The sequence below is a fragment of the Bradyrhizobium jicamae genome (assembly GCF_018130215.1).
Lineage (GTDB): Bacteria > Pseudomonadota > Alphaproteobacteria > Rhizobiales > Xanthobacteraceae > Bradyrhizobium > Bradyrhizobium jicamae_A.
On the sequence record NZ_JAFCKQ010000002.1, the window covers coordinates 543,943 to 565,186 of the forward strand.

The window sequence follows — 21,244 nt, forward strand, 5'->3', positions numbered from 1 at the left end:
ACTCCTCCTACTCAGTGACCAACATCTTTCAACGCGCTGTCTACCGCAGCGCCGAGTCTTTCGACGATCATGTCGATGTCGCCGGAAGTCGCGATATAGGGCGGCGCGAGCAGCACGTGGTCGCCGCTCTGGCCGTCGGCGGTGCCGCCCGATGGATAGCAGCCGAGACCGCCGGCGAACGCCGCCGCCTTGATCCGCGCGTGCAGCTTCAGCTTGGGATCGAACGATTGCCGCGTGGCGCGGTCGGCGACCAGCTCGATGCCCCAGAACAGGCCGCGGCCCCTGATGTCGCCGACATGGCGGTGGTTGCCGAAGCGCTCGATCAGCCGCTGCTCGAGCTGCCTGCCACGCGCCTTGACCTGGTCGAGCAGCTTCTCCTCGCTGATCGTCTTCTGCACCTCGAGCGCCGCGGCGCAGGCGAGCGGATGTGCCAGGTAGGTATGGCCGTGCTGGAATGCCCCGGAACCGTTGCGGACGGTGTCGACGATGGTGCCGCTGGCGAGCATCGCGCCGATCGGCTGGTAGCCGCCGCCGAGCCCCTTGGCGATCGCCTGGATGTCGGGCGCAATGCCTTCCTGCTCCCAGGCGTGCAGCGTGCCGGTGCGACCCATGCCGCACATCACCTCGTCGAGGATCAGCAGCGCGCCGTGGCGATTGCAGATCTCGCGCACGGCCTTGAAGTAGCCTTCCGGTGCCGGCACGCAGCCGGCGGTGGCGCCGACCACCGGCTCGGCGATGAAGGCCGCGACCGTGTCGGGGCCGAGCCGCTGGAATTCGGCTTCCAGCTCGCCGGCAAGGCGCGCCACGAATGCGGCCTCCGATTCATCGTCATGCTTCTCGTGATAGGCGAAGGCCGGCGTGACATGGCTGAACGACGGTGACAGCAGCGGTGCGTAGGGCTCGCGGCGCCAGGCGTTGCCGCCGGCCGACAGCGCGCCCAGCGTGTTGCCGTGATAGCTCTGGCGTCGGGCGATGAAGCGCGCGCGCTTCGGCTCGCCGCGCTCGATGAAATACTGCCGCGCCAGCTTGATCGAGGCCTCGATCGCCTCCGATCCGCCGCTGACGAAATAGGCATAGGCCAGTCCGCCGGGCTCGTGGCCGACCAGCCGTTCCGCCAGCTCTTCCGCAGGCTCCGACGAGAAGAAGCCGGTATGCGCATAGGCGAGGGTGGATGCCTGCCTGGCGATCGCAGCCAGCACGCGCGGATGCTGGTGGCCGAGGCAGGAGACCGCGGCGCCGCCGGACGAATCCAGGATGCGGCGGCCGTCTTCCGCGATCAGCCAGACACCTTCGCCGCCGATTGCCTTCGGCGGGGTCTCGCGCAGGCTGCGATGCATCACGCGGCTGTTTTGGGCGGCCATGACTCTCATCCTTTCTCGACGAAATATTGCGACATCTCGGCAAGCCGGTCTTCGGTTTCTTCCAGCCTGCGCTTGGCGGCTGCGCCGCCCAGCGTGAAGGTCACGGCGGCGAGCGACTGGGCGATCGCGATCGCGCCCGTGAGGCTCGGGAAGAAGCCGGGCGAGGTCGCGGCTTCGAACAGCAGAAGGTGATCGGCGCCCTCGGCCATCGGCGCGCTGATCGAATCGGCGATCGCGATCAGTGTCGCGCCGGCCGCGTGCGCGGCGCGCGCGGTCTCGACGCTGATCGTGGTGTAGGGGACGAAGCCGATCACGACCACGGCGTCATCGGCGCGGAAGGCGCCGTGATCGAGATCAACGGGGCCGGAGCCGCCGACCAGCTGCACGGCGGCGGGCCGGAACAGGCGGAGCTGGTAGGTCAGGAGCTCGGCGACGCTGCGGCAGCTGCGAAAGCCGGTGATCCAGATCCGCCCGGCGCTGTGCAGGGCGCGCGCGGCGTCGGCGATCGCATTCGACGAGATCCGCGCGAGGCCCGCGGCCTCCGCCTCGAGCTTCTCGTTGACCAGCGTGACATCGGCGTTCGGCCCGGCGCGGCGCCCCTTGGCGCGGCCGGAGAAAGGCGAGGCCTGCGGCGGCCGGCGCGCCTCGGTGAGTGCGGCACGCAGCTCGTCCCAGCCGGAATAGCCGATCGCCTTGGCGAGGCGGGTGAAGGAAGCGGGATCGGCGCCGGCGACCGATGCGAGCTCGCGCATCGAGCGGGTGGTGGCGTCGTAATCATTGGCTGCGACAAATCGGCCGACCTCCTGCAACCGCATGGGCAGCGACGGCAGAGCGCTGCACAATTCGGTGAGGGGCGATGGTTTCGCCTGAGCCTGGGCCATGAAACATATGTTGCATGAAACGTGTTTTGGTGCAACATATGAAGTGCGCAGACGATCGCTTCCCACCCGGATCCTCGTGCCGTGACGACATCGACGCCGAAACGCCCTCCCGCCCGTCCCTGGCGGCTGTCGCTTGATGATCCGCGGGTGGCCGGCCTGTTCTGGCAGGTCGTGGTCGTCGGCATCGCGGTCGCGATCGTCGCCTTCCTGTGGTCGAACGCGGTGCACAATCTGTCGGTGCGCCGGATCTCGACCGGCTTCGCCTTCCTCGGCCGCGAAGCCGGCATGCCGATCGCCGACAGCTGGATCGACTATTCGCCCAAGAACACCTATCTGCGGGCCTTCATCGTCGGCATCGTCAACACGCTGCGCGTCGCGGTCATCGGCATCGTGCTGGCGACGGTGGTCGGCACGCTGGTCGGCATCGCGCGGCTGTCGACCAACTGGCTGCTGTCGCGGCTTGCCGCCGTCTATGTCGAGGTGCTGCGGGACCTGCCGCTCCTGCTGCAATTGCTGTTCTGGTACGTGTTGATGCAGGGACTGCCGGCGGCGCGGCAGGCATGGAAACCGGTCGAGGGCGTGTTCCTGTCCAATCGCGGACTGATCCTGCCGTCGATTCCGCTCAGCGCGCCGAATTGGTGGACGATCCTGGCGCTGATCGCGGGCCTGATCGTGCTGCAGCTGGTCAGGCGGCGCCTGATCGCGCAGCAGATGCTGGACGGCCGGGCGCGGCCGGCCTGGCCCTATGCGCTCGGCCTCGTGGTCGCGCTGCCGGCGCTGGTCTCGTACCTCGCAGGCGCAAGCTGGAGCATCACGCTGCCCGAGCTGCGCGGTTTCAACTTCGTCGGCGGCTTGACCCTGGCGCCGGAATATTTCGCGCTGCTGATCGCGCTCGTCACCTACACCTCGGCCTTCATCGCCGAGATCGTGCGCAGCGGCATCCAGGCGGTGCCGCGCGGGCAGTGGGATGCCGCCAAGGCACTGGGGCTGAAGAGGAGCTTCGCGCTCCAGCACATCGTGCTGCCGCAGGCGCTTCGCGTCATCATCCCGCCGATGACGAGCCAGTATCTGAACCTGACGAAAAACTCCTCGCTCGCGGTCGCCGTCGGCTACCAGGACATCGTCTCGATCGCCAACACCACGCTGAACCAGACCGGGCAGGCGATCGAGTCGATCGCGCTGATCATGATGGTGTTCCTGACCATCAGCCTCGGCATCAGCTTCTTCATGAACTGGTACAATGCGCGGATCGCGCTGGTGGAGCGCTGACATGAGCTCGGTCGCGCACCTTCCGCAGGATCCGCTGCCGATCGGCAGGCCGCGCGTGCAGCGGACGCTCGGCGGCGCGATCGTGGCCTGGCTGCGCGCCAACCTGTTCCCCTCGATCCCGTCGGGCATCGTGACGCTGTTGCTGCTGTTCCTGCTCGGCAAGGCCTGTTTCAGCCTCTGGCAATGGGGCATCGCGAATGCGGTCTGGAGTGTCCCCGGCAGCGACACCGGCGCCTGTCGCTCGGTGCGCGGGCTGGGCGCCTGCTGGGCGGTGGTCCCCGAAAAATATCGCTTCATCCTGTTCGGCACCTATCCGTTCGACGAGCAGTGGCGGCCGGCGCTGGCGGTTCTGATCTTCATCGCGCTGTTCATCGTCTCGAGCCGGCGCAGCTTCTGGCGCAAGGAGCTGTTCCTGGTCTGGGCCGCCGCGCTGATCGCGATCGGCGTTCTGATGTGGGGCGGCCTGTTCGGCATGTCCTTTGTCTCGCAGGATCGCTGGGGCGGCCTGCCGGTGACACTGATCCTCGCGACCTTCGGGCTCGCCTTCGGCTTTCCGCTCGGGGTTCTCGTCGCGCTGGGCCGCCGTTCGAAACTGCCGGCGATCCGCTCGCTCTGCGTGCTCTACGTCGAACTGATCCGCGGTGTGCCGCTGATCAGCCTCCTGTTCATGTCGAGCGTGATGTTCCCGCTGTTCATGCCCGACGGCGTCAACATCGACAAACTGCTGCGCGCGCAGATCGCCTTCATCCTCTATGCCGGCGCCTATCTTGCCGAAGTGGTGCGCGGCGGCCTGCAGGCGGTGCCGCGCGGGCAGTATGAAGCCGGCGATGCGCTCGGGCTGTCCTACTGGCAGAAACACGCGCTGATCGTGCTGCCGCAGGCGATCCGCCACGTCATCCCGCCGCTGGTCAACACCTTCCTCGCCTTCTTCAAGGACACCAGCCTGGTCCTGATCATCGGCATCTTCGACCTCTTGACGACCGCCAAGACCGCGATCGTCGATCCGGCCTGGCAATCCTTCAGCGTCGAGGTCTATCTGTTCGTCGGCGTGATCTACTTCGTCTTCAGCTTCGCGATGTCGCGCTACAGCCGCAGCCTCGAGGCGCAGCGCACGCCGACCTGAGCGAGCCGGCTCCGTCACTCTCTCCGCAAATGCATGGGCCCCCGGGCGCGTCGGCGCCCGCCCATGGGCGCGCGTATTCCCCCGACAGGGTCTTGCAAAGCCATCCTGAATCTATTTATGATGATAAAATGAATAAACCGGATATCCGAACCCTCGATCCGTCACGACGTGCGTCCATCAAGCGCAAGCGCTCCGATGCCGTCGCCGACCTGATCCGCAGCCATATCTTCCAGGCGGGGCTGAAGCCCGACGACCGGTTGCCGCAGGAGCCCGAGCTGATCGAGATGTTCGGCTGCAGCCGCTCGACCATCCGCGAGGCGCTCAAATCGCTGGAGGTGCAGGGGTTGGTGCAGAACACCACCGGTCCGGGGGGCGGAGCGCGCGTCGCGCCGGTGTCGATCAACCGGATCGTCGGCCTGCTCAGCAACTATTTCTATTTCCAGTCGGTCAGCGCCGCGCAGATCTACCAGATCCGCCGCCTGATCGAGCCGGAGCTCGCCTCCAGCGTGGTCGGCCACCTCACGGCTCTGCATTTCGAGGCACTGGAGCAGGCGATCGCCGTGCAGGAGCATCACCCCGGCGGCGACGCCGACTGGGAGCATCATCGCCACGCCGAGATCGATTTCCACGACATCCTGATCGATGCCTGCCCCAACCCGCTGCTCGGCCTTGTCTGCCGCTTCGTCAACGAGGCGATCCGTCATCTGATCGGCAGATCGGGGGTGCAGGAATTCGCTGCGAGCTTCACCTGCGAGAACGTCGACTTCCACAAGCGCCTGATGAGTGCGTTCCGCTCCGGCAATGCCGCGCGCGCCCGGCGCGTGATGCTGGATCACGTGCTCAGCGCCGAAGCGATCGTCGTTCCCGCCGCCGACCGCGGCATCGATCAGCCGGTTTTCCGTGAGCCGTTGCGGCTCGACTAAGGCGTATCACCCGTTGGAGGAAGCAATGGTCACACGGCGCGACGATGAACTGTGGAGCTGGTCGGCCGTCGAGCTGGCGCGCGCGATCGCGGCCCGCGCGATCTCGAGCCGGCAGGCCGTCAAGTCGAGCCTCGATCGCATCGCAAAGGTGAATCCGGCATTGAACGCCGTGGTCGAGGTGCTCGCCGATGAGGCGCTGGCGGCGGCTGATGCGGCGGATGCCGCGGTGAAGTCGGGGGCAGAGCTCGGGCCGCTGCACGGTGTCCCCGTCACGACCAAGGTCAATGTCGACCAGCGCGGCTGCGCCACCACCAATGGCGTCGTGGCCTTCCGCGACGTCATTGCGACCGAGGACAGCCCGGTGGTCGCGAACTTTCGCAAGGCGGGCGCGGTCATTGTCGGCCGCACCAACACGCCGGCCTTCTCGCACCGCTGGTTCACCAACAACGACCTGCACGGCGCGACCTACAATCCGTGGGGCAAGCGGCTGACGCCGGGCGGCTCGAGCGGCGGCGCAGCGTCGTCGGTGGCCGCCGGCATCGGCGCCATCGCGCACGGCAATGATTTCGGCGGCTCGATCCGTTATCCCGCCTATGCCTGCGGTGTCGCCGGCCTGCGTCCCACCCCCGGGCGCATTCCCTCGTTCAACCCGTCGGCAACATCTGATCGTCCGATCACCGCGCAGATGATGTCCGTGCAGGGGCCGCTCGCGCGCTCCGTCGCCGACCTGCGGCTCGGTCTCGCCGCGATGGCGCAGCCGGACATGCGCGACGGAACTTGGATGCCGGTGTCCTTGCAGGGCACCGCGCTGAAACGGCCGATCGGGGTTGCGATCGCGCCTCGGCCGTTCGGCGACGAGGCGCCCGAGGTGAGCGCGGCAATCCATACCGCCGGGCGCTGGCTCGCGGAGGCCGGCTTTGCGGTGGAGGAGACGCTGCCGCCGCGCCTCGCCGAGGCTGCCGATCTCTGGCATCGCCTCGTCATCAACGAAGAGCGGCGCACGCTCGCTCCCGCGATCCGCAAGTTCGGCGACGCGAAGAGCCGCTACAATCTGGATTGCCATGTTGCCTATGCGCCAGAGCTCGACGGTGATCAGGTGCTCGCCTGCTTCGAGCAGCGGTTGGCAATCGTGCGCGCCTGGCAGCTGTTCCAGGAGCGGTATCCCATCCTCATCCTTCCGGTGTCGGCACAACTGCCGTTCCGTTACGATCAGGACCAGGAGGACGATACGGTGGTGCGTGCGCTGCTCGACGCCCAGCGGCCGCTGCTCGCCGTCCCCGCGCTCGGCTTCCCGTCGGTCGTGGTGCCGACCGGAATCGCCGGTGACACGCCGGTCGGCGTGCAGGTGGTCGCCGGACGTTTCCGCGAGGATGTATGTCTCGCGGCCGCCGAGGTGATCGAGGCGCGCGCATCGACGCTGACGCCGATCGATCCGCGGGACTGAACGGCACGGCGGGCAAGTCTGAAGAAACATCAAGAGAAGGAGAGGGAGCACATGACGAATTCACCCATCTGGCAGTGGTCCGCCGTGGAGACGGCCAATGCGATCAGGAATGGCGAGGTGGCCTCGGAGCAGGTCGTGCGCGCCCATCTCGACCGCATGCAAGAGGCCAACCCCGCGCTCAACGCCGTCGTCGTCGACCTCGGCGAGGCCGCATTGAAAGCCGCGAAGGCCGCGGACGAGGCGCTGGCGAAGAGCAAGCGCGGGGGCAATGACGTCGGCGGGCTGCATGGCGTGCCGGTCACGATCAAGATCAATATCGACGTCGAGGGCCAGGCCAACTCCAACGGCGTCGTGGCGTTCAAGGACAATATCGCGCCGGGTGACTCTCCGGTGACTGCCAATCTCAGGAAGGCCGGCGCGGTCATCATTGGCCTGACCAATACGCCCGAATTCTCGTTGCGCGGCTTCACCGACAATCCGTTGCACGGCTTGACCCGCAATCCCTGGAATCCGGCGATCACGTGCGGCGGATCGTCGGGCGGCGCGGGGGCTTCCATCGCCGCCGGCATCGGCACCATCGCGCATGGCAATGACATCGGGGGCTCGCTGCGCTGGCCGGCGCATTGCAACGGCATCGCCACCATCAAGCCGACCCAGGGCCGCATCCCGGCCTTCAATCCGAGCGCGACCGCGGAGCGGCCGCTGATGGCGCAGTTCATGTCGTCGCAAGGGCCCCTGGCGCGCCGGGTCGCCGACGTCCGCCTCGGCCTCGAGGTGATGGCGCAACGCGATCCGCGCGATCCCTGGTGGGTGCCGGCGCCGCTCAAGGGACCGAAGCGCGAGGGCGCGATCAAGGTCGCGCTGGCAAGGATCCCCGAAGACATGGCGACCGATCGCGGTGTGATCGCACTCCAGCGCAGGGCCGCCGATCATCTGGCCGACGCCGGCTATGCGGTCAGCGAGGTCGAGGTCCCCGATCTCAACAAGGTCTGGCAGCTCTGGTGCGACCTGATCATGACCGAAACCCGAATCCTGCAGCAGGACCAGATGCTGGCGGCGGCCAGCGCGGACTTCAAGAAGACGTTCCATGGCTTCATGGCGCTCGCGAACCCGCTCGACCAGGCCGGCTACATGAAGGCGATCGCCGAGCGGTCACGCCACATCAGGAACTGGATGCTGTTCCTCGAGGAATACCCGCTGGTGCTGGCGCCGACCACCGTGCGCCAGACGCCGGAGGTCAACGCGGATCTCGGCGGCGATCAGCGCGTCAAGGAGATCTTCTGGAACGATCTTCGCTTCATCTCGTCGATCAACGTGCTCGGCCTGCCGTCCGCGGTGGTGCCGGTCGGCCTGCATGAGGGATTGCCGGTCGGCGTCCAGATCATCGGCTCGCGCTATCGCGAGGACATGTGCCTCGATGCCGCCGAGGCCATCGAGGGCAAAGTGGGTGTCTTGTCGAAGCAATTGTGGGCGCGCTCGCGGTAATGACGCCTGTGAGTTGAGCAGGTCTCTCAGGCACCCTCCCCCTTGTGGGGGAGGGTGGGGAGGGAACCTCTCAGCGTTCGTCCGTCACGCGCAATCACTGATTTGCCCGACGGCGCAAGCCCTCGCGGCAAAAATATTTCGGTTTATCGTAACGCCAAATCAGTGTATAGAGTTTCCCGTCTCACCCGCTCGAGGGGCGCTTCGCGGTCGTCACGAACGTTGTGGTGGGATGCGGTGGACGCCGATGTCGCGATTGACGGTCGCGGCGGATAGCGGACGGCGAAATCGTGCAGGCCTGACGCCCTAGTGGCAGGTGTCTCCCGCGAGATGCGAAAGCGTCTTCGCGAGACGGTGACAAGCAAGCCCAGTCTCACCGGGGGGAGCACGTATAAGCCGTAAACCATCGCGCAGGGAAAGCCGGATTGCTCCGGTTACACCTGTGGTCCTACCCCGGTGCTTTTTTGTTGCACCGGGCCCATGGGTGCGATCGGCACCCGGCTTTCCCTGCGCCCTCTGCAAGATGAGAGGGCGAAACGAAGCAAAGCTCGGACAATTCATGTCGCGAGAATGCGGGTGTATGACTCGTGAGCTCGCGCCACATCCTCGCTGTCGTCCCGGTGCGCAATTTCGCACTAGGCCGGGACGACACTGAAGTCTGGGCGAGCACCATGCCGTTTGACATCGTCGCGACGAACGCATCCACTGGAAGTCGCGTCACCGTCCACGTCAAAAGAGGCGACATGACCCACACCGTCGAAGCCCCCGACAGCGGCTATCGCTTCATGCCGGGTGTCAGCCAGTATTCCTGCGGCATCGCCGCGCTATCGGGCTTTGCCATCGAACGGGTCAGGTTCAGCGAGCCGGTGCCGTTGACGGCGGGCTTTGCGCGGATCGCTGAAATCATCAAGGCTGCGGGGCGGCCGCTCACCGCGTTCGGCGCCTGCGAATTGCGTTCGCCGGCACCGTTCACCGAGGACGGCTTCAAGGCGTTCAACGCGACCTACATCAAGACCTTGATCGAATGGGGCGTGATGCGCGACGGCGTCAATCCGGTGGCGCGCAGCAATGTGTGTCCAAGGATCAATCCGCCTGCGGAACCGAGCTTCCACGCCTTCTCCTACACCGTGCCGGCGACCGAAGCGCCCGACAGTTTTGTGGTGGCTGGCAGCGGGGAATCGGTCGAGGGCAAGGCAAACTATCGCGACCACGTCGTTGCGCCCGGCGACACCGGCCCGGGCGGCATGCTTGCCAAGGCAAAATTCGTGCTGGACGAGATGGAGCGGCGGATGCGCGCGTTCGGAGGCGCGTGGGCGGACACCACCGCAGTGCAACTTTACACGGTATATGACGTCTATCCCGTCCTCGAACGCGAACTCGGCCGGCGCGGCGTGCTGCACAACGGCCTGACTTGGCATTTCGACCGGCCGCCGGTAATCGGGCTCGACTACGAGATGGATTGCCGGCGCGTGCATCGCGAGCGTGTCGTCTGATGCATCAAAAGCGCGTGTGGGTAGGCGGAATGGCGAGCCCATTCTTGACACCGCGCGCGTCTGTCGTTTCCTTTCTCGAACGATCAATGCGGCTGGGTGAACGCAGGTGCAGGACGGATCTGTGATCAAGCGGCGCGACCTGCTCACGCTGATCGGTACCATCGCCGGAAGCTCGGCGATGTATCATGCGATGACGAGCCTCGGCTTCGCCTCGGAATCCGCCTACAAGGGCCCGCTCAGGCTCGCGGGCGACCCGAAAGGTGCCTCCGTGCTGATCCTCGGCGCAGGGCTCGCGGGCATGACCGCGGCGCTCGAGCTCCGCAAGGCCGGCTACAAGGTCCAGATCCTCGAGTTCAACAGCCGTGCCGGCGGCCGCAACTGGACGATCCGCGGCGGCGACAGCTTCGTCGAACTCGGCGGCCACAGGCAGAAGTGCGAGTTCGAAGAGGGACTCTACATCAATCCCGGCCCGTGGCGGATTCCCTATCATCATCGCGCGCTGCTCGACTATTGCCGGCGCCTCAACGTTGCGCTGGAACCCTTCATCCAGCTCAACCACAACGCCTATCTGCACACGACGCGGGCATTCCACGGCAGGCCGCAGCGCGTCCGCAGCATCAAGGCGGATTTCCAGGGGCAGGTCTCGGAGCTGCTCGCCAAGGTCACGCAACAGGGCAAGCTCGACGAAGCCGTTACGAAGGAGGATCAGGAGATCCTGTTGCAGGCGCTGCGCGCCTGGGGCGCGCTCGATCGCGACTACAAATACAATGCCAATCTCGGCTCCGCCGAGTTCCGCGGTTATAGCCGCGATCCCGGCGGCGGGTTGACCGCAGATCCGCTGCCGAGCGATCCGATCGCGCTGCCGGAGATCCTGCGCTCGCGGCTGTGGCTCGCTCTGCAGTCCTTTGCGCGCTACAATTTCCAGACCACGATGTTCCAGCCGGTCGGCGGCATGGACATGATCGGCAAGGCGTTCGCCCGCGAGGTCGGCGATCTCATCCGCTATAATGCCAAGGTGACGCAGATCCAGCAGAACGGCTCCGGCGTCACCGTGAGCTATGTCGATGCGGTCAATCCGTCCGCCGTGCAGCAGGCCACCGCCGACTGGTGCGTCTGCACCATTCCGCTCTCGATCCTGAGCCAGTTGCCGATCGATGTCGGCGCGCCGATGAAGAATGCGATCGAGGCCGTGCCCTATGCCGCCTCGGTGAAGATCGGGTTGCAGTTCAAGCGCCGCTTCTGGGAAGAGGACGAGGCGATCTATGGCGGGATCAGCTTCACCGACCTGCCGATCCGGCAGATCGCCTATCCGAATTACGGTTTCAATCGCAGCGGCCGCGGCATCCTGCTCGGCGCCTACCTTTTCGAGGGTGCCAATGCCTACGAGTTCACCGCGATGACGCCGGCCGAGCGGGTCGCGAGCGCCGTCGAGTTCGGCTCCCTGATCCATCCGCAATATAAAGACGAGTTCGAGACCGGCGTCGCGGTGGCCTGGCATCGGGTGCCGTTCACGCTCGGCTGCAGCGGCGAATGGAGCGACGCCGGCCGCGCGCAGCATTACCGCAATCTCTGCCAGATCGACGGCCGCATCGTGCTCGCAGGCGAGCATGCGTCCGACCTGCCGGCGTGGCAGGAGGGCGCGATCCTGTCCTCGCTCGATGCGATCGGACGGCTGCATGAACGCGTGGTGAAGACATGATGATGCGCCTGATGGCCTCGTTGATCGCTGTGCTGACCCTGCTGTCGGCGACCGCGGCGATCGGGCAGGACAGTGCCGCCGGCCGGCGCACGTTCAGCGACGGCTACCGCTTCGTCGAGATGACCGGCGAGGAGCTGTTCGCCAATGTCTGCCAGGGCTGTCACATGCCGGATGCGATGGGAGCCTCCGGCGCCGGGACCTATCCGTCGCTCGCCGCCAACAAGAATCTCGAATCCGGCGCCTACCCGATCTTCCTGGTCGTCAACGGCCGCCGCGGCATGCCGGCATTCGGCGACATGATGACCGATGGCCAGGTCGCCGCCGTCGTGAACTACCTGCGCACGCATTTCGGCAACGACTTCCAGGATGCGGTGACGGCAAAGGACGTTCAGGATGCGCGTCGCTAGAGCATGATCCACGGGGGAAGCATGAAATTCGTAAACCTTGTACTGGCAGCGACGCTCTCGATCGCGGCGACTGCTGCAAGCGCTGACGTGGTCCGCCATCCGATCCCGAATTCCACGTTCCCGATCGCGCAGTCCGTGACGGTCACCGGCAACACGACGACCGTCTATGTCAGCGGCCAGGTGCCGCCGGTCGTCAACAAGGATGCCGATGCGGCGAGCCCGCAGGCCTATGGCGACACCAGGACCCAGACCGTCGGTGTGCTCAACCGCATCAAGGGGATACTGGAGGGTCAGGGGCTCGGCATGGGCGACGTGATCAAGATGCAGGTGTTCCTGGTGCACAGCGCATCCGCGCCGATGGACTTCAAGGCCTTCATGGAGGGCTACACCCAGTTCTTCGGCGGCGGCCAGCCGAACCTGCCGGCGCGTTCCGTGGTCGGTGTCGCCGCGCTCGCCAATCCCGGCTTCCTGGTCGAGATCGAGGTAATCGCGGCCAGGGACAATGCGAAATAGACGGGCTTGCGCGCGGAAATCGAAGGGCTCGTCGTCTTGCCAAATCTCGCAGCGCCTGTCTGTATCGGGCGAAAGAGGCGGTGGGATCCCGGGAGTGCAAGAGAGATGTCAGACAAGGCTCGAAAGGCGCTTCGATCGCTGCTCATGACTGCCGCTGTTGCCCCGGTCCTGCTGGCGAGAGGTGTCGCGGCGGAGGGATTGACCGAGCAGCAGCAATTCGCGCGCGGCATCTATCAGGAACTGGTCGAGATCAATACCACGACCGCGACCGGCGACACCCAGAAGGCGGCCGAGGCGATGGGGGCGCGGCTGCGCGCGGCCGGTTTCCCTGAAGACGACGTCCACGTGTTCTCGCCGGCACCGCACAAGGGCAATCTGGTGGCCCGGTTGCACGGCTCCGGCGCGCGCAAGCCGATCCTGCTGGTCGCGCATCTCGACGTCGTGCCCGCCAACCGCGAGGACTGGTCGCTCGATCCGTTCAAGCTGACCGAGCAGGACGGCTATTTCTACGGCCGTGGCTCCAGCGACGACAAATACATGGCCGCGACCTTCATCAACAATCTGATCCGCTACAAGAAAGAAGGTTACCGGCCCGACCGCGACATCATCGTGGCATTGGAGACCGACGAGGAAATCCTCGATGCCAACGGTCTCGGCATGCAGTGGCTGATCAAGAACCACCGCGACCTGATCGATGCAGAGTTCGCGCTGAACGAGGGCGGCGGTGTCGGCCTGAAGAACGGCAAGGCGATCCGCAACAGCGTGCAGACCAGCGAAAAGGTCTCGGTCGGCTATCAGCTCACCGTGAAGGACAGCGGCGGCCACTCTTCGCTGCCGCGCAAGGACAACGCGATCTATCGCCTCGCCGAGGGGCTCGTTCGGCTCTCCAAATACAGTTTCCCGGTGAATCTCAACGAGACCACCCGGACCTATTTCGCGAAAACCGCCGAGGTCGACACCAAGCGGGCCGACGACATCCGCGCCATCCTGGCGCCGCAGCCCGATCCCGCCGCGGCGGCGCGGTTGTCGGAAAGCCCCGGATACAACGCACAGCTTCGCACCACCTGCGTCGCCACCATGCTCGAAGGCGGTCACGCCCTCAACGCGCTGCCGCAGCTTGCGACTGCGAAGGTCAATTGCCGCATCCTGCCTGGCGAGCCGGTCGACGGCGTGCAGGCGACGCTCGAGCGTGTGCTCGACGACAGGCAGATCGAGGTGAAGCCGACCGGCCATGCGGTGCTGAGCCCGCCATCGCCGCTCAACGAGGAGGTCATGGGGTCGATCGAGAAGCTGTCGAAGGAGTTCTGGCCGGATGCCGCGATCGTGCCGGTCATGAGCACGGGGGCCACGGACGGCAGCTATCTGCGCAACGCGGGGATTCCGACCTACGGTCACTCCGGCCTTGGCGCCGATGTCGACGACAACAGGAATCACGGCAAGGACGAGCGCGTGCTGGTGAAGTCCTTCTATGAGGGCCAGGAATACCTCTATCGCCTGGTCAAGATGCTGGCCGGTGGGAAGGCATGATGGACAAGACAAGGACCCGTGTCGCGGTTGCCGGCCTGGGTGCGATCGGCGCTGATGTCGTCAGGGCGCTCGATCAGGGCATCGAGGGCTTGAGCCTGATTGCGGTGTCCGCGAGCAGCCCGGACAAGCATCGCGGCTGGGTCGCGGGTCTCAAATCTGCGCCAAAGATCGTGCCGATCGACGAACTCGCCGAGGTCGCCGACATCGTGGTCGAATGCGCGCCGAGCAAGGTAGTCCGCTCGATCGTCGCGCCCGTGGTCGAGCGCGGCAAGACTGCGATCGTGCTCAGCGTCGGCGCGCTGTTGCAGAACGAGGACCTCGTCGATCTCGCCAGGGCACATGGCGGCCAGATCATCGTGCCGACCGGCGCGCTGATCGGGCTCGATGCCGTGACCGCAGCGGCGGTCGGCACCATCCATTCGGCAAGGCTCGTGACACGCAAGCCGGTCGCGGGGCTGGTCGGCGCGCCGCATCTGGTCGAGAACGACATCCGGATCGAAGGCATCACCGAGCCGCTGCGCATCTTCGAAGGCAGCGCGCGCGAGGCGGCAAGGGGATTTCCGGCCAATCTCAACGTCGCGGTGGCGCTGTCGCTCGCCGGCATCGGCCCCGATCGCACCCGGGTGGAGATCTGGGCCGATCCGACGGTGACGCGCAACACCCATCGGATCGAGGTCGATTCCGATTCCGCGCGGTTCTCGATGATGATCGAGAACATTCCGTCGGAGAACCCGAAGACCGGCCGCATCACCGCGCTGTCAGTCATCGCCTGCCTGCGCAAGCTGCGCGCCTCGCTGCGGATCGGGACCTGAGGCGATGAAGGTCGGGCCCGACGATCTCCTGCTCATCATCGACGTGCAGAACGATTTCTGCCCGGGCGGAGCGCTGGCGGTCGCCGACGGCGATGGCGTGGTGCCGATCATCAACCGGCTCGCCGGGCGCTTCGATCACGTCGCGCTGACCCAGGACTGGCACCCGGCGGGCCACAGCTCGTTTGCGTCGTCGCATCCGGGGGCGGCGCCGTTCTCGATGGTCACGATGCCCTACGGCCAGCAGACGCTGTGGCCGGATCACTGCATCCAGGGCACGCCGGGCGCCGCGTTCCATCCGGGGCTTGCAACCGACAGGGCCGAACTCGTCATCCGCAAGGGCTTTCGTGCGGCGATCGATTCCTACTCGGCGTTCTTCGAGAACGACCGGACAACCCCGACAGGGCTTGCCGGATATTTGCGCGAGCGCGGCCTCAAACGCGTCGTGATGGCGGGGCTCGCGACCGATTACTGCGTTCAGTATTCGGCGCTGGATGCGCTGCGGCTCGGCTTCGAGACGATCGTGGTGCTGTCGGGCTGCCGCGCCATTGATCTGGCGGGCTCGCTTGTGGCTGCCACCAAGGCGATGGCGGAGGCAGGTGTCGAATTGGTGGAGGGCATCGTTTGAGTGCTGTCGAATGTGGGCAAAACCATTGTTTTGACAGGTCTTTTGTTCTAATCCCCGGCTGTTGACGTTCAATTGCGCGGAGATTTCGTGTCGGGACAGGCTTTACGGATTGGCACGCGCAAGAGCGCGATGGCGCTGGCGCAGACCGACGAGGTCGCGCGGCTGCTGCGTGCGTCGGCGCCGGAGCTTGCCGTCGAGGTCGTCAAGTTCGAGACGCGCGGCGACCAGGACCAGACCAGCAAGCTGCTCCGTCACGGCGGCAAGGGCGGCGCTTTCGTTGCCGAGATCCGCGAGGCGATGCGATCAGGCACGCTGCAGGCCGCCATGCATTCGCTGAAGGACGTGCCGGGCAATGAGGAGACGCCAGGCCTCGTGCTCGCGGCGCTGCTGGCGCGGGATGCGGCGAACGACTCGCTCGTGCTGCGGCCGGGCCTCTCGCTGGAGACCTTCCGCACATCGCGCGGCAAGGGCTTCATGATCGGCACCAATGCGGTGCGCCGTGCAGCCTATCTGCGCCGGCTGTTTCCGGAAGCCGTCGTGATCCATTACCGCGGCGCTGCCGACACGAGGATCGCAAAGCTCGATCGCGGCGACAGGCAGCGGCTGCCCGGTGGCGGCGAGGTCGGGCCGGCCGACGCGCTGGTGATGGCGCGCTCCGGGCTCGAGCGGATCGGCATGACCGCGCGTATCGCGCATGATTTCTCGGTCGACGAGATGCTGCCCGCCGTCGGCCAGGGCATCGTCGCGGTCGAATGCGTCGAGATCGACTGGGCGACGCGCGCGCGGCTCGCGGCAATCGACAACGCAGCGTCGCGGCTCAGCGCGGAAGCCGAGCGCGAGGTCCTGTGGGTGCTCAACGGCCATTGCAATTCGCCGATCGCTGGCCACGCGACGCTGGCAGGGAGCGAGATGACCTTGCGCGCCTCGGTGCTCGACGAAGCCGGCGACCGCTTCATCGAGGTGTCGCGCCGCGGTACGGCGGATCGTCCCCGCGAGCTAGGCCGCGCCGTCGGAATGGAGCTGCTGGAGAAGGGCGCCGGCGAGATCATCGCCCGCACAAGGCCGGAGGAATAGAGGTCAGGCGCGCAGCCGCCAGCTGCCGATGATGCGGAAGCGCGAAGCGGCGTCGTCCTGCTTGAACAGTGCAATGCGATCGATCGCGATGGTCTTGAGCTCGAGCGCCGCGAATCGTTCGCGCAGCCATGCGATGACCGTGCCGCGCCGCTCGTCGCCGAGCCGTCCCGTGAGCGTCATGTGGAAACGGAATTCCTCCATGACGTAGGGATAGCCCCAGCGATCGAGATACTCGCGTTGCCGCTCGCTGAGCCCAGCCGGATTGCGCCGCGCGCGATCGTCGGGCGAGAGCGGCGGACGGAAGCAGTCGAACTCCCTGACGCAGTCGGCGGCGAGTTGCCGGAGCGCGTCCGAGCCTCGGGCCGGAATGACCGCGATGAAGCCGCTGATGGCGTCCACGACCGGCTCGATCACCGGGATCGGCCGCGCGCGGCCGGCGAAGGCGGCGCAGGCGTCGGTGAGGTCCGCTTCGCGGGTGCCGTCGGCGAGCGCGATCGGCGCCTTCAGCGTGGCGTGAAAGCCGTATTTGCGCGGATCCTGCGTCAGCTCGCGCCAGTCCGGCGCGACGCCGTCGGGAAATTGCAGATCGCGGCCGTCGGCGGCATCGTAGCCGAGCATGGTCGAGCCGAAGCGGTGCAGCGCGCTGTCCGGCGGCGGCGCGTAGTAGATCGCATAACGCGGATGATTTGCCATGATCGTCAGAATAGAGCCGCGTTACGCCGTCGCAACCGTCTTGCGCGGCGCGGGCGAATGGACGAGGCGGCTGGCATCGGTCAGATGCACCAGCCGTCCGGCGGCGATGACGGCAACGACGCGCGGCCGCAGCGGCACCTTGTCATCGATGATGATGATGTCGGCGCGGCGGCCGGTGGCGAGCACGCCGCGATCCTCGAGGCCAGCGGCGCGGGCCGGCGCCGCCGAGATCAGGTCCCACGCTCTGGCGAGCGGCAGGATGCCGTCGGCGGCGAGGCGGAAGGCCGCGAGCAGCTGCGCCGGATAGTAGTAGTCCGAGGCGAGCACCGAGCAGAGTCCCTTGGCGATCATGTCGGAGGCTCTGGTCCAGCCGGTATGGCTGCCGCCACGCACCACGTTGGGGGCGCCGAACACGATGAAGTCGCCGGCCGCGACCGCATCGCGCGCAGTCTCCTCGTTGACCGGGAATTCGGCGATAACCGCGCCGAGTGCGCGAAACTCCCGACGCATCGTCGGGCTGTTGTCGTCATGCGAGAGCATGCGGATGTTGGCCGCACGCGCGGCAGCCGCCAGACGCGCGATCGAGGCCGGGACATCGGGGCGGCGCGCAACCACCTTGTCGAGCAGCTGATTGAAGGCTTCCGCCGAGAGGCCGGCGCGATCGGCCAATTGGCCTCGCTTGGTCGGCTTGACGTTGCTATGGTCGTTGAACGCGAACAGATCGATGCGGCCTTCGGTGAGCCATTGCGTGATCTCGACTTCGGCCTCGAGATTGTGGGTCTCGTGGCGCAGATGGAAGCGTGTGTCGGCGGCGAGCTGCGGCCGCATCGCCTCGATCGTATCGAGCAGCTTCCGCGCGTTGTCGGCGCTGCGCAAGCCGGGCTCCCATGACCAGGTGGTGCCGTGGAATACGGTCGTGATGCCGTTGGCGATCGCCTGGCGGTCGCTGTCGACCAGCGCTACGTCGATCGGGAAGTCGACGCCGGGGCGCGGCATCATCTGCCGCTCGAACGCGTCGCCATGCAGGTCGACGATGCCCGGCAGCACCAGCAGTCCGCTCGCATTGACATGGAGCGCGGCGCGGCCCTGCTCGGCGTCGAGCGCGCCGATGTCACGGCCCGACGTGCGCAGCGACGTTTCGGTGAACTCGCCGTCGACCAGCGATCGTCCGCTCTCGATGAAAATGTCGGTCACGATGCGGCACTCCGCTGTTTGTCATGCGATCGGGCCGAAACCCCGGCCTCGTATCTGTCGAGAAAGTCTTCCACCGAAAGCCTGCGGAAATCGGGCAAGGCGCGGCGAAGCGTCTCATGATCCCAATCCCACCACGCCAGCGCGGTGAGGCGTTCGGCGACGGCTTCCGAGAAGCGCCGCTTGATCGGCTTCGCCGGATTGCCCCCTACGATAGTATAGGCCGGCACGTCCCTGGTCACGATCGCGCCGGCCGCGATGACCGATCCGGTGCCGATGTTGCGGCCCGGCAGGACCACCGCGCCATGACCGACCCAGACGTCATGGCCGATATGCACGCGGTGCGCACGTCGCCAGTCGAAGAACTCGGTGTCGTCGCGCTCGCCGGGAAAATAGGCACTGGCGCGGTAGGTGAAATGCGCCTGCGTTGCGCGGTGCATCGGATGATTCCCGGGATTGATCCGCGTCATCGCCGCGATCGAGCAGAATTTTCCGATTTGCGTGTAGGTGATCTGGCTGTCGTTCACGACGTAGGAATAGTCATCCATGCTGACTTCGAGCAGTATGGTGCGGGCGCCAACTTCGGTGTAGGCGCCGAGCTTGCTCTCGCGCACCGACGCAGTGGGGTCGATGGTGGGTACGACCGCGAGCGCCTTCATTATTGTCTCCCGATTCATCGTGGCTTCAAACGGAGTGCGCCCCTCATCCGAGCGCTTGATGACAGCATCATGACGTTGCGATGACGGCAAGGGTCGGGTGTGGACGATTGCCGCACCGCACCGGCGTCGTCACATAACTGTAAAACACCGGGGATAGCGATGGCCCAAGCGTGACGCGGTTGGAGCATTGCATGCTGGTGGTGGAAGGTTTGACGTGCCGCTTTGGCACAAAAGCCGCGGTCGACAACGCGTCCTTTTCGATCGCGCCCGGCAGCTTCGTCGGCGTGATCGGCCGCTCAGGCGCCGGCAAGTCGACCCTGCTCCGGATGATCAACCGTCTCGCCGATCCGACCTCCGGCCGTATCCTGTTCGAGGGCACCGACGTCACCGCGCTGCACGGCAAGGCGCTGCGGCAGTGGCGGGCACGCTCGGCGATGATCTTCCAGCAATTCAACCTGGTCGGCCGGCTCGATGTGCTGACCAACGTGCTGATGGGCCGGCTCGCCGGGATCCCGTCGTGGCGCTCGCTTGCACAGATGTGGCCGGAGCAGGACAGGGCGCTGGCGATGTCCGCACTCGAGCAGTTCGACATCGCGCAGCTCGCCGCGCAGCGCGCCGATCAGCTCTCCGGCGGCCAGCAGCAGCGCGTCGCGATCGCCCGCGCGCTGGTGCAGGAGCCTGATATCATCCTCGCCGACGAGCCGATCGCCTCGCTCGATCCGCGCAACACCAAGATCGTGATGGATGCGCTGCTGCGCATCAACAAGCATTTCGGCATCACGGTGCTCTGCAATCTGCACTCGCTCGATCTGGCACGGACCTATTGCGACCGCCTGATCGGCATGGCCGCGGGCCGCGTCGTGTTCGACGGCGCGCCTGCGACGCTGACTGACCATGTCGCCCGCGAGCTCTACGACCTCGAGGCCAATGACGTCATCGGCGCGGCGCCGTTGCCGGTGCCCGACGGCGCAACCGCTCCGGCGCTCCGCACCGCAGCCGCGGCCTGAGCGTTGGACATTTCCGTTTCCAGGCGGCCGGGCATTTCGTCCGGTCCAACAGGCGTAACCACGCAAGAGGGGTAATCATGATCACTCGTCGCATCGTTCTGGCTGGCGCTGCCGCGCTGGCGTTTGCCGGCTCCGCTTCGGCCGAAGACTGGAAGACCAAGTATCCGGAGATCACCTTCGCCGTGATCCCGGCCGAGAATGGCTCCGGCGTGACCGAGCGCTACGGGCCGTTCGTGGACTATCTGTCGAAGGAACTCGGCATCAAGGTGACCCTGCGCGTCGCGAACGACTACGCCGCCGTGATCGAAGGCCAGCGCGCCGGCAACATCCACATCGGCTATTACGGTCCGGCGTCGTTTGCCCGCGCCCGCCTCACCGGCGTCAAGACCGACGCCTTCGTGATCGACGTCAATGCCGACGGCTCGAAAGGCTATTATTCGGTGTTCTACGTGCTCGCCAAGAGCCCGTACCAGAAGATCGAGGACCTCAAGGGCAAGAACCTCGGCCTGGTCGACCCGAACTCGACCTCCGGCAACAACATGCCGCGCTTCAAGCTGAACGCGATGGGCATCGATCCGGACGCCTATTTCTCCAAGGTGATCTTCACCGGCAGCCACGAGAACGCCGTCCTGGCGCTGGCGCAGGGCACCGTCGACGTCGCCGCCAACTGGTGGAACGCCGACGACGATTCGAACCTCACCCGCATGCTCAACAAGAACATGGTGAAGTCGAGCGACGGTACGCCGCTCAAGAAAGAAGACTTCCGCATCATCGTGAAGTCCGACCTCATCATCAACTCGCCCTATGCCTATCTCGAGAGCCTTCCGGACGACATGAAGGCGGCGATCAAGCAGGCCTTCCTCGATGCCGCCAAGAAGGATCCGGAGGCGTTCAAGAAGCTCTCCGACGGCAAGAACCTGCCATGGCAGCCGATCACCAACGCCGACTACGACAAGACCATCGAGTTGATCAAGTTCGTCGACAATCTGCGCAAGAAGGCGTCCTGATCGATCGACGTCATCGAATTGGGCCGGGTTCGTTAACCCGGCCCTTTTCCGTTC

The 21,244-nt window shown here is 66.0% G+C and carries 20 protein-coding genes; 15 read left to right on the forward strand and 5 right to left on the reverse strand.

Going from position 1 to position 21,244, the window contains the following annotated elements; all coding sequences use genetic code 11:
- Positions 1-11: 11 nt before the first annotated feature.
- Positions 12-1,361 (reverse strand): aspartate aminotransferase family protein, encoded by a 1,350-nt coding sequence (locus JQ586_RS05505; protein ID WP_212393465.1) that lies wholly within the window; start codon positions 1,359-1,361, stop codon positions 12-14.
- Positions 1,362-1,366: 5 nt separating this feature from the next.
- Positions 1,367-2,242 (reverse strand): MurR/RpiR family transcriptional regulator, encoded by an 876-nt coding sequence (locus tag JQ586_RS05510; RefSeq protein WP_212393466.1) that lies wholly within the window; start codon positions 2,240-2,242, stop codon positions 1,367-1,369.
- An 81-nt stretch (positions 2,243-2,323) separates the two neighbouring features.
- Here JQ586_RS05510 and JQ586_RS05515 point away from each other — a divergent pair, with 81 nt between their 5' ends.
- From JQ586_RS05515 to hemC, 13 genes are all read left to right on the forward strand, one after another.
- Positions 2,324-3,511: an ABC transporter permease subunit gene (locus JQ586_RS05515; protein ID WP_212393467.1), complete on the forward strand. Its 1,188-nt coding sequence runs from the start codon at positions 2,324-2,326 to the stop codon at positions 3,509-3,511.
- A gap of 1 nt (position 3,512) precedes the next feature.
- Complete coding sequence (locus JQ586_RS05520) at positions 3,513-4,634, forward strand: amino acid ABC transporter permease (protein ID WP_212393468.1); 1,122 nt, start codon at positions 3,513-3,515, stop codon at positions 4,632-4,634.
- Positions 4,635-4,762: 128 nt separating this feature from the next.
- Positions 4,763-5,557, forward strand: coding sequence for a FadR/GntR family transcriptional regulator (locus JQ586_RS05525; protein ID WP_212393469.1), 795 nt, complete (start codon positions 4,763-4,765; stop codon positions 5,555-5,557).
- Positions 5,558-5,582: 25 nt separating this feature from the next.
- Positions 5,583-7,001 (forward strand): amidase family protein, encoded by a 1,419-nt coding sequence (locus JQ586_RS05530; protein WP_212393470.1) that lies wholly within the window; start codon positions 5,583-5,585, stop codon positions 6,999-7,001.
- Positions 7,002-7,052: 51 nt separating this feature from the next.
- The gene (locus JQ586_RS05535; RefSeq protein ID WP_212393471.1) at positions 7,053-8,486 is read left to right on the forward strand and encodes an amidase family protein; all 1,434 of its coding nucleotides are present in this window, start codon (positions 7,053-7,055) and stop codon (positions 8,484-8,486) included.
- 740 nt (positions 8,487-9,226) lie between these two features.
- Positions 9,227-9,976, forward strand: coding sequence for a hypothetical protein (locus JQ586_RS05540; RefSeq protein ID WP_212393472.1), 750 nt, complete (start codon positions 9,227-9,229; stop codon positions 9,974-9,976).
- 106 nt (positions 9,977-10,082) lie between these two features.
- Positions 10,083-11,675: a flavin monoamine oxidase family protein gene (locus JQ586_RS05545; RefSeq protein ID WP_212393473.1), complete on the forward strand. Its 1,593-nt coding sequence runs from the start codon at positions 10,083-10,085 to the stop codon at positions 11,673-11,675.
- Positions 11,672-12,082 (forward strand): cytochrome c, encoded by a 411-nt coding sequence (locus JQ586_RS05550; RefSeq protein WP_249147289.1) that lies wholly within the window; start codon positions 11,672-11,674, stop codon positions 12,080-12,082. Before JQ586_RS05545 ends, JQ586_RS05550 begins: the two co-directional genes overlap by 4 nt.
- Positions 12,083-12,103: 21 nt before the next feature.
- Positions 12,104-12,595: a Rid family hydrolase gene (locus JQ586_RS05555; protein ID WP_212393474.1), complete on the forward strand. Its 492-nt coding sequence runs from the start codon at positions 12,104-12,106 to the stop codon at positions 12,593-12,595.
- A gap of 144 nt (positions 12,596-12,739) precedes the next feature.
- Positions 12,740-14,122, forward strand: coding sequence for a M20/M25/M40 family metallo-hydrolase (locus tag JQ586_RS05560; RefSeq protein WP_249147290.1), 1,383 nt, complete (start codon positions 12,740-12,742; stop codon positions 14,120-14,122).
- The gene (locus tag JQ586_RS05565) at positions 14,122-14,934 is read left to right on the forward strand and encodes an aspartate dehydrogenase (protein WP_409334477.1); all 813 of its coding nucleotides are present in this window, start codon (positions 14,122-14,124) and stop codon (positions 14,932-14,934) included. The genes JQ586_RS05560 and JQ586_RS05565 overlap by 1 nt, the downstream gene beginning before the upstream one ends.
- Before the next feature lie 4 nt (positions 14,935-14,938).
- Positions 14,939-15,559 carry a bifunctional nicotinamidase/pyrazinamidase gene (pncA, locus tag JQ586_RS05570; protein WP_212393477.1) on the forward strand — a complete coding sequence of 207 codons (621 nt, stop codon included), beginning with the start codon at positions 14,939-14,941 and terminating at the stop codon, positions 15,557-15,559.
- Between the two features lie 87 nt (positions 15,560-15,646).
- Positions 15,647-16,633, forward strand: coding sequence for a hydroxymethylbilane synthase (hemC, locus tag JQ586_RS05575; RefSeq protein ID WP_212393478.1), 987 nt, complete (start codon positions 15,647-15,649; stop codon positions 16,631-16,633).
- A 3-nt stretch (positions 16,634-16,636) separates the two neighbouring features.
- On the opposite strand, the gene JQ586_RS05580 is transcribed toward hemC, so the two are convergent.
- The 3 genes from JQ586_RS05580 to JQ586_RS05590 are packed head-to-tail and all read right to left on the reverse strand — an operon-like array spanning position 16,637 to position 19,176.
- Complete coding sequence (locus JQ586_RS05580; RefSeq protein WP_212393479.1) at positions 16,637-17,326, reverse strand: DUF1045 domain-containing protein; 690 nt, start codon at positions 17,324-17,326, stop codon at positions 16,637-16,639.
- A 21-nt stretch (positions 17,327-17,347) separates the two neighbouring features.
- Positions 17,348-18,520: an alpha-D-ribose 1-methylphosphonate 5-triphosphate diphosphatase gene (locus JQ586_RS05585; protein WP_212393480.1), complete on the reverse strand. Its 1,173-nt coding sequence runs from the start codon at positions 18,518-18,520 to the stop codon at positions 17,348-17,350.
- A complete protein-coding gene (locus JQ586_RS05590; RefSeq protein ID WP_212393481.1) occupies positions 18,517-19,176 on the reverse strand; it encodes a chloramphenicol acetyltransferase in 660 nt (219 codons plus the stop codon). The genes JQ586_RS05585 and JQ586_RS05590 overlap by 4 nt, the downstream gene beginning before the upstream one ends.
- 191 nt (positions 19,177-19,367) lie before the next feature.
- On the opposite strand from JQ586_RS05590, the gene phnC reads away from it, so the two are divergent.
- Both phnC and phnD read left to right on the forward strand, forming a co-directional pair.
- On the forward strand, positions 19,368-20,183 hold the full coding sequence (phnC, locus tag JQ586_RS05595; RefSeq protein ID WP_212393482.1) for a phosphonate ABC transporter ATP-binding protein: 816 nt from the start codon (positions 19,368-19,370) through the stop codon (positions 20,181-20,183).
- Positions 20,184-20,260: 77 nt separating this feature from the next.
- A complete protein-coding gene (phnD, locus tag JQ586_RS05600; protein WP_212393483.1) occupies positions 20,261-21,190 on the forward strand; it encodes a phosphonate ABC transporter substrate-binding protein in 930 nt (309 codons plus the stop codon).
- Positions 21,191-21,244 lie beyond the last annotated feature (54 nt).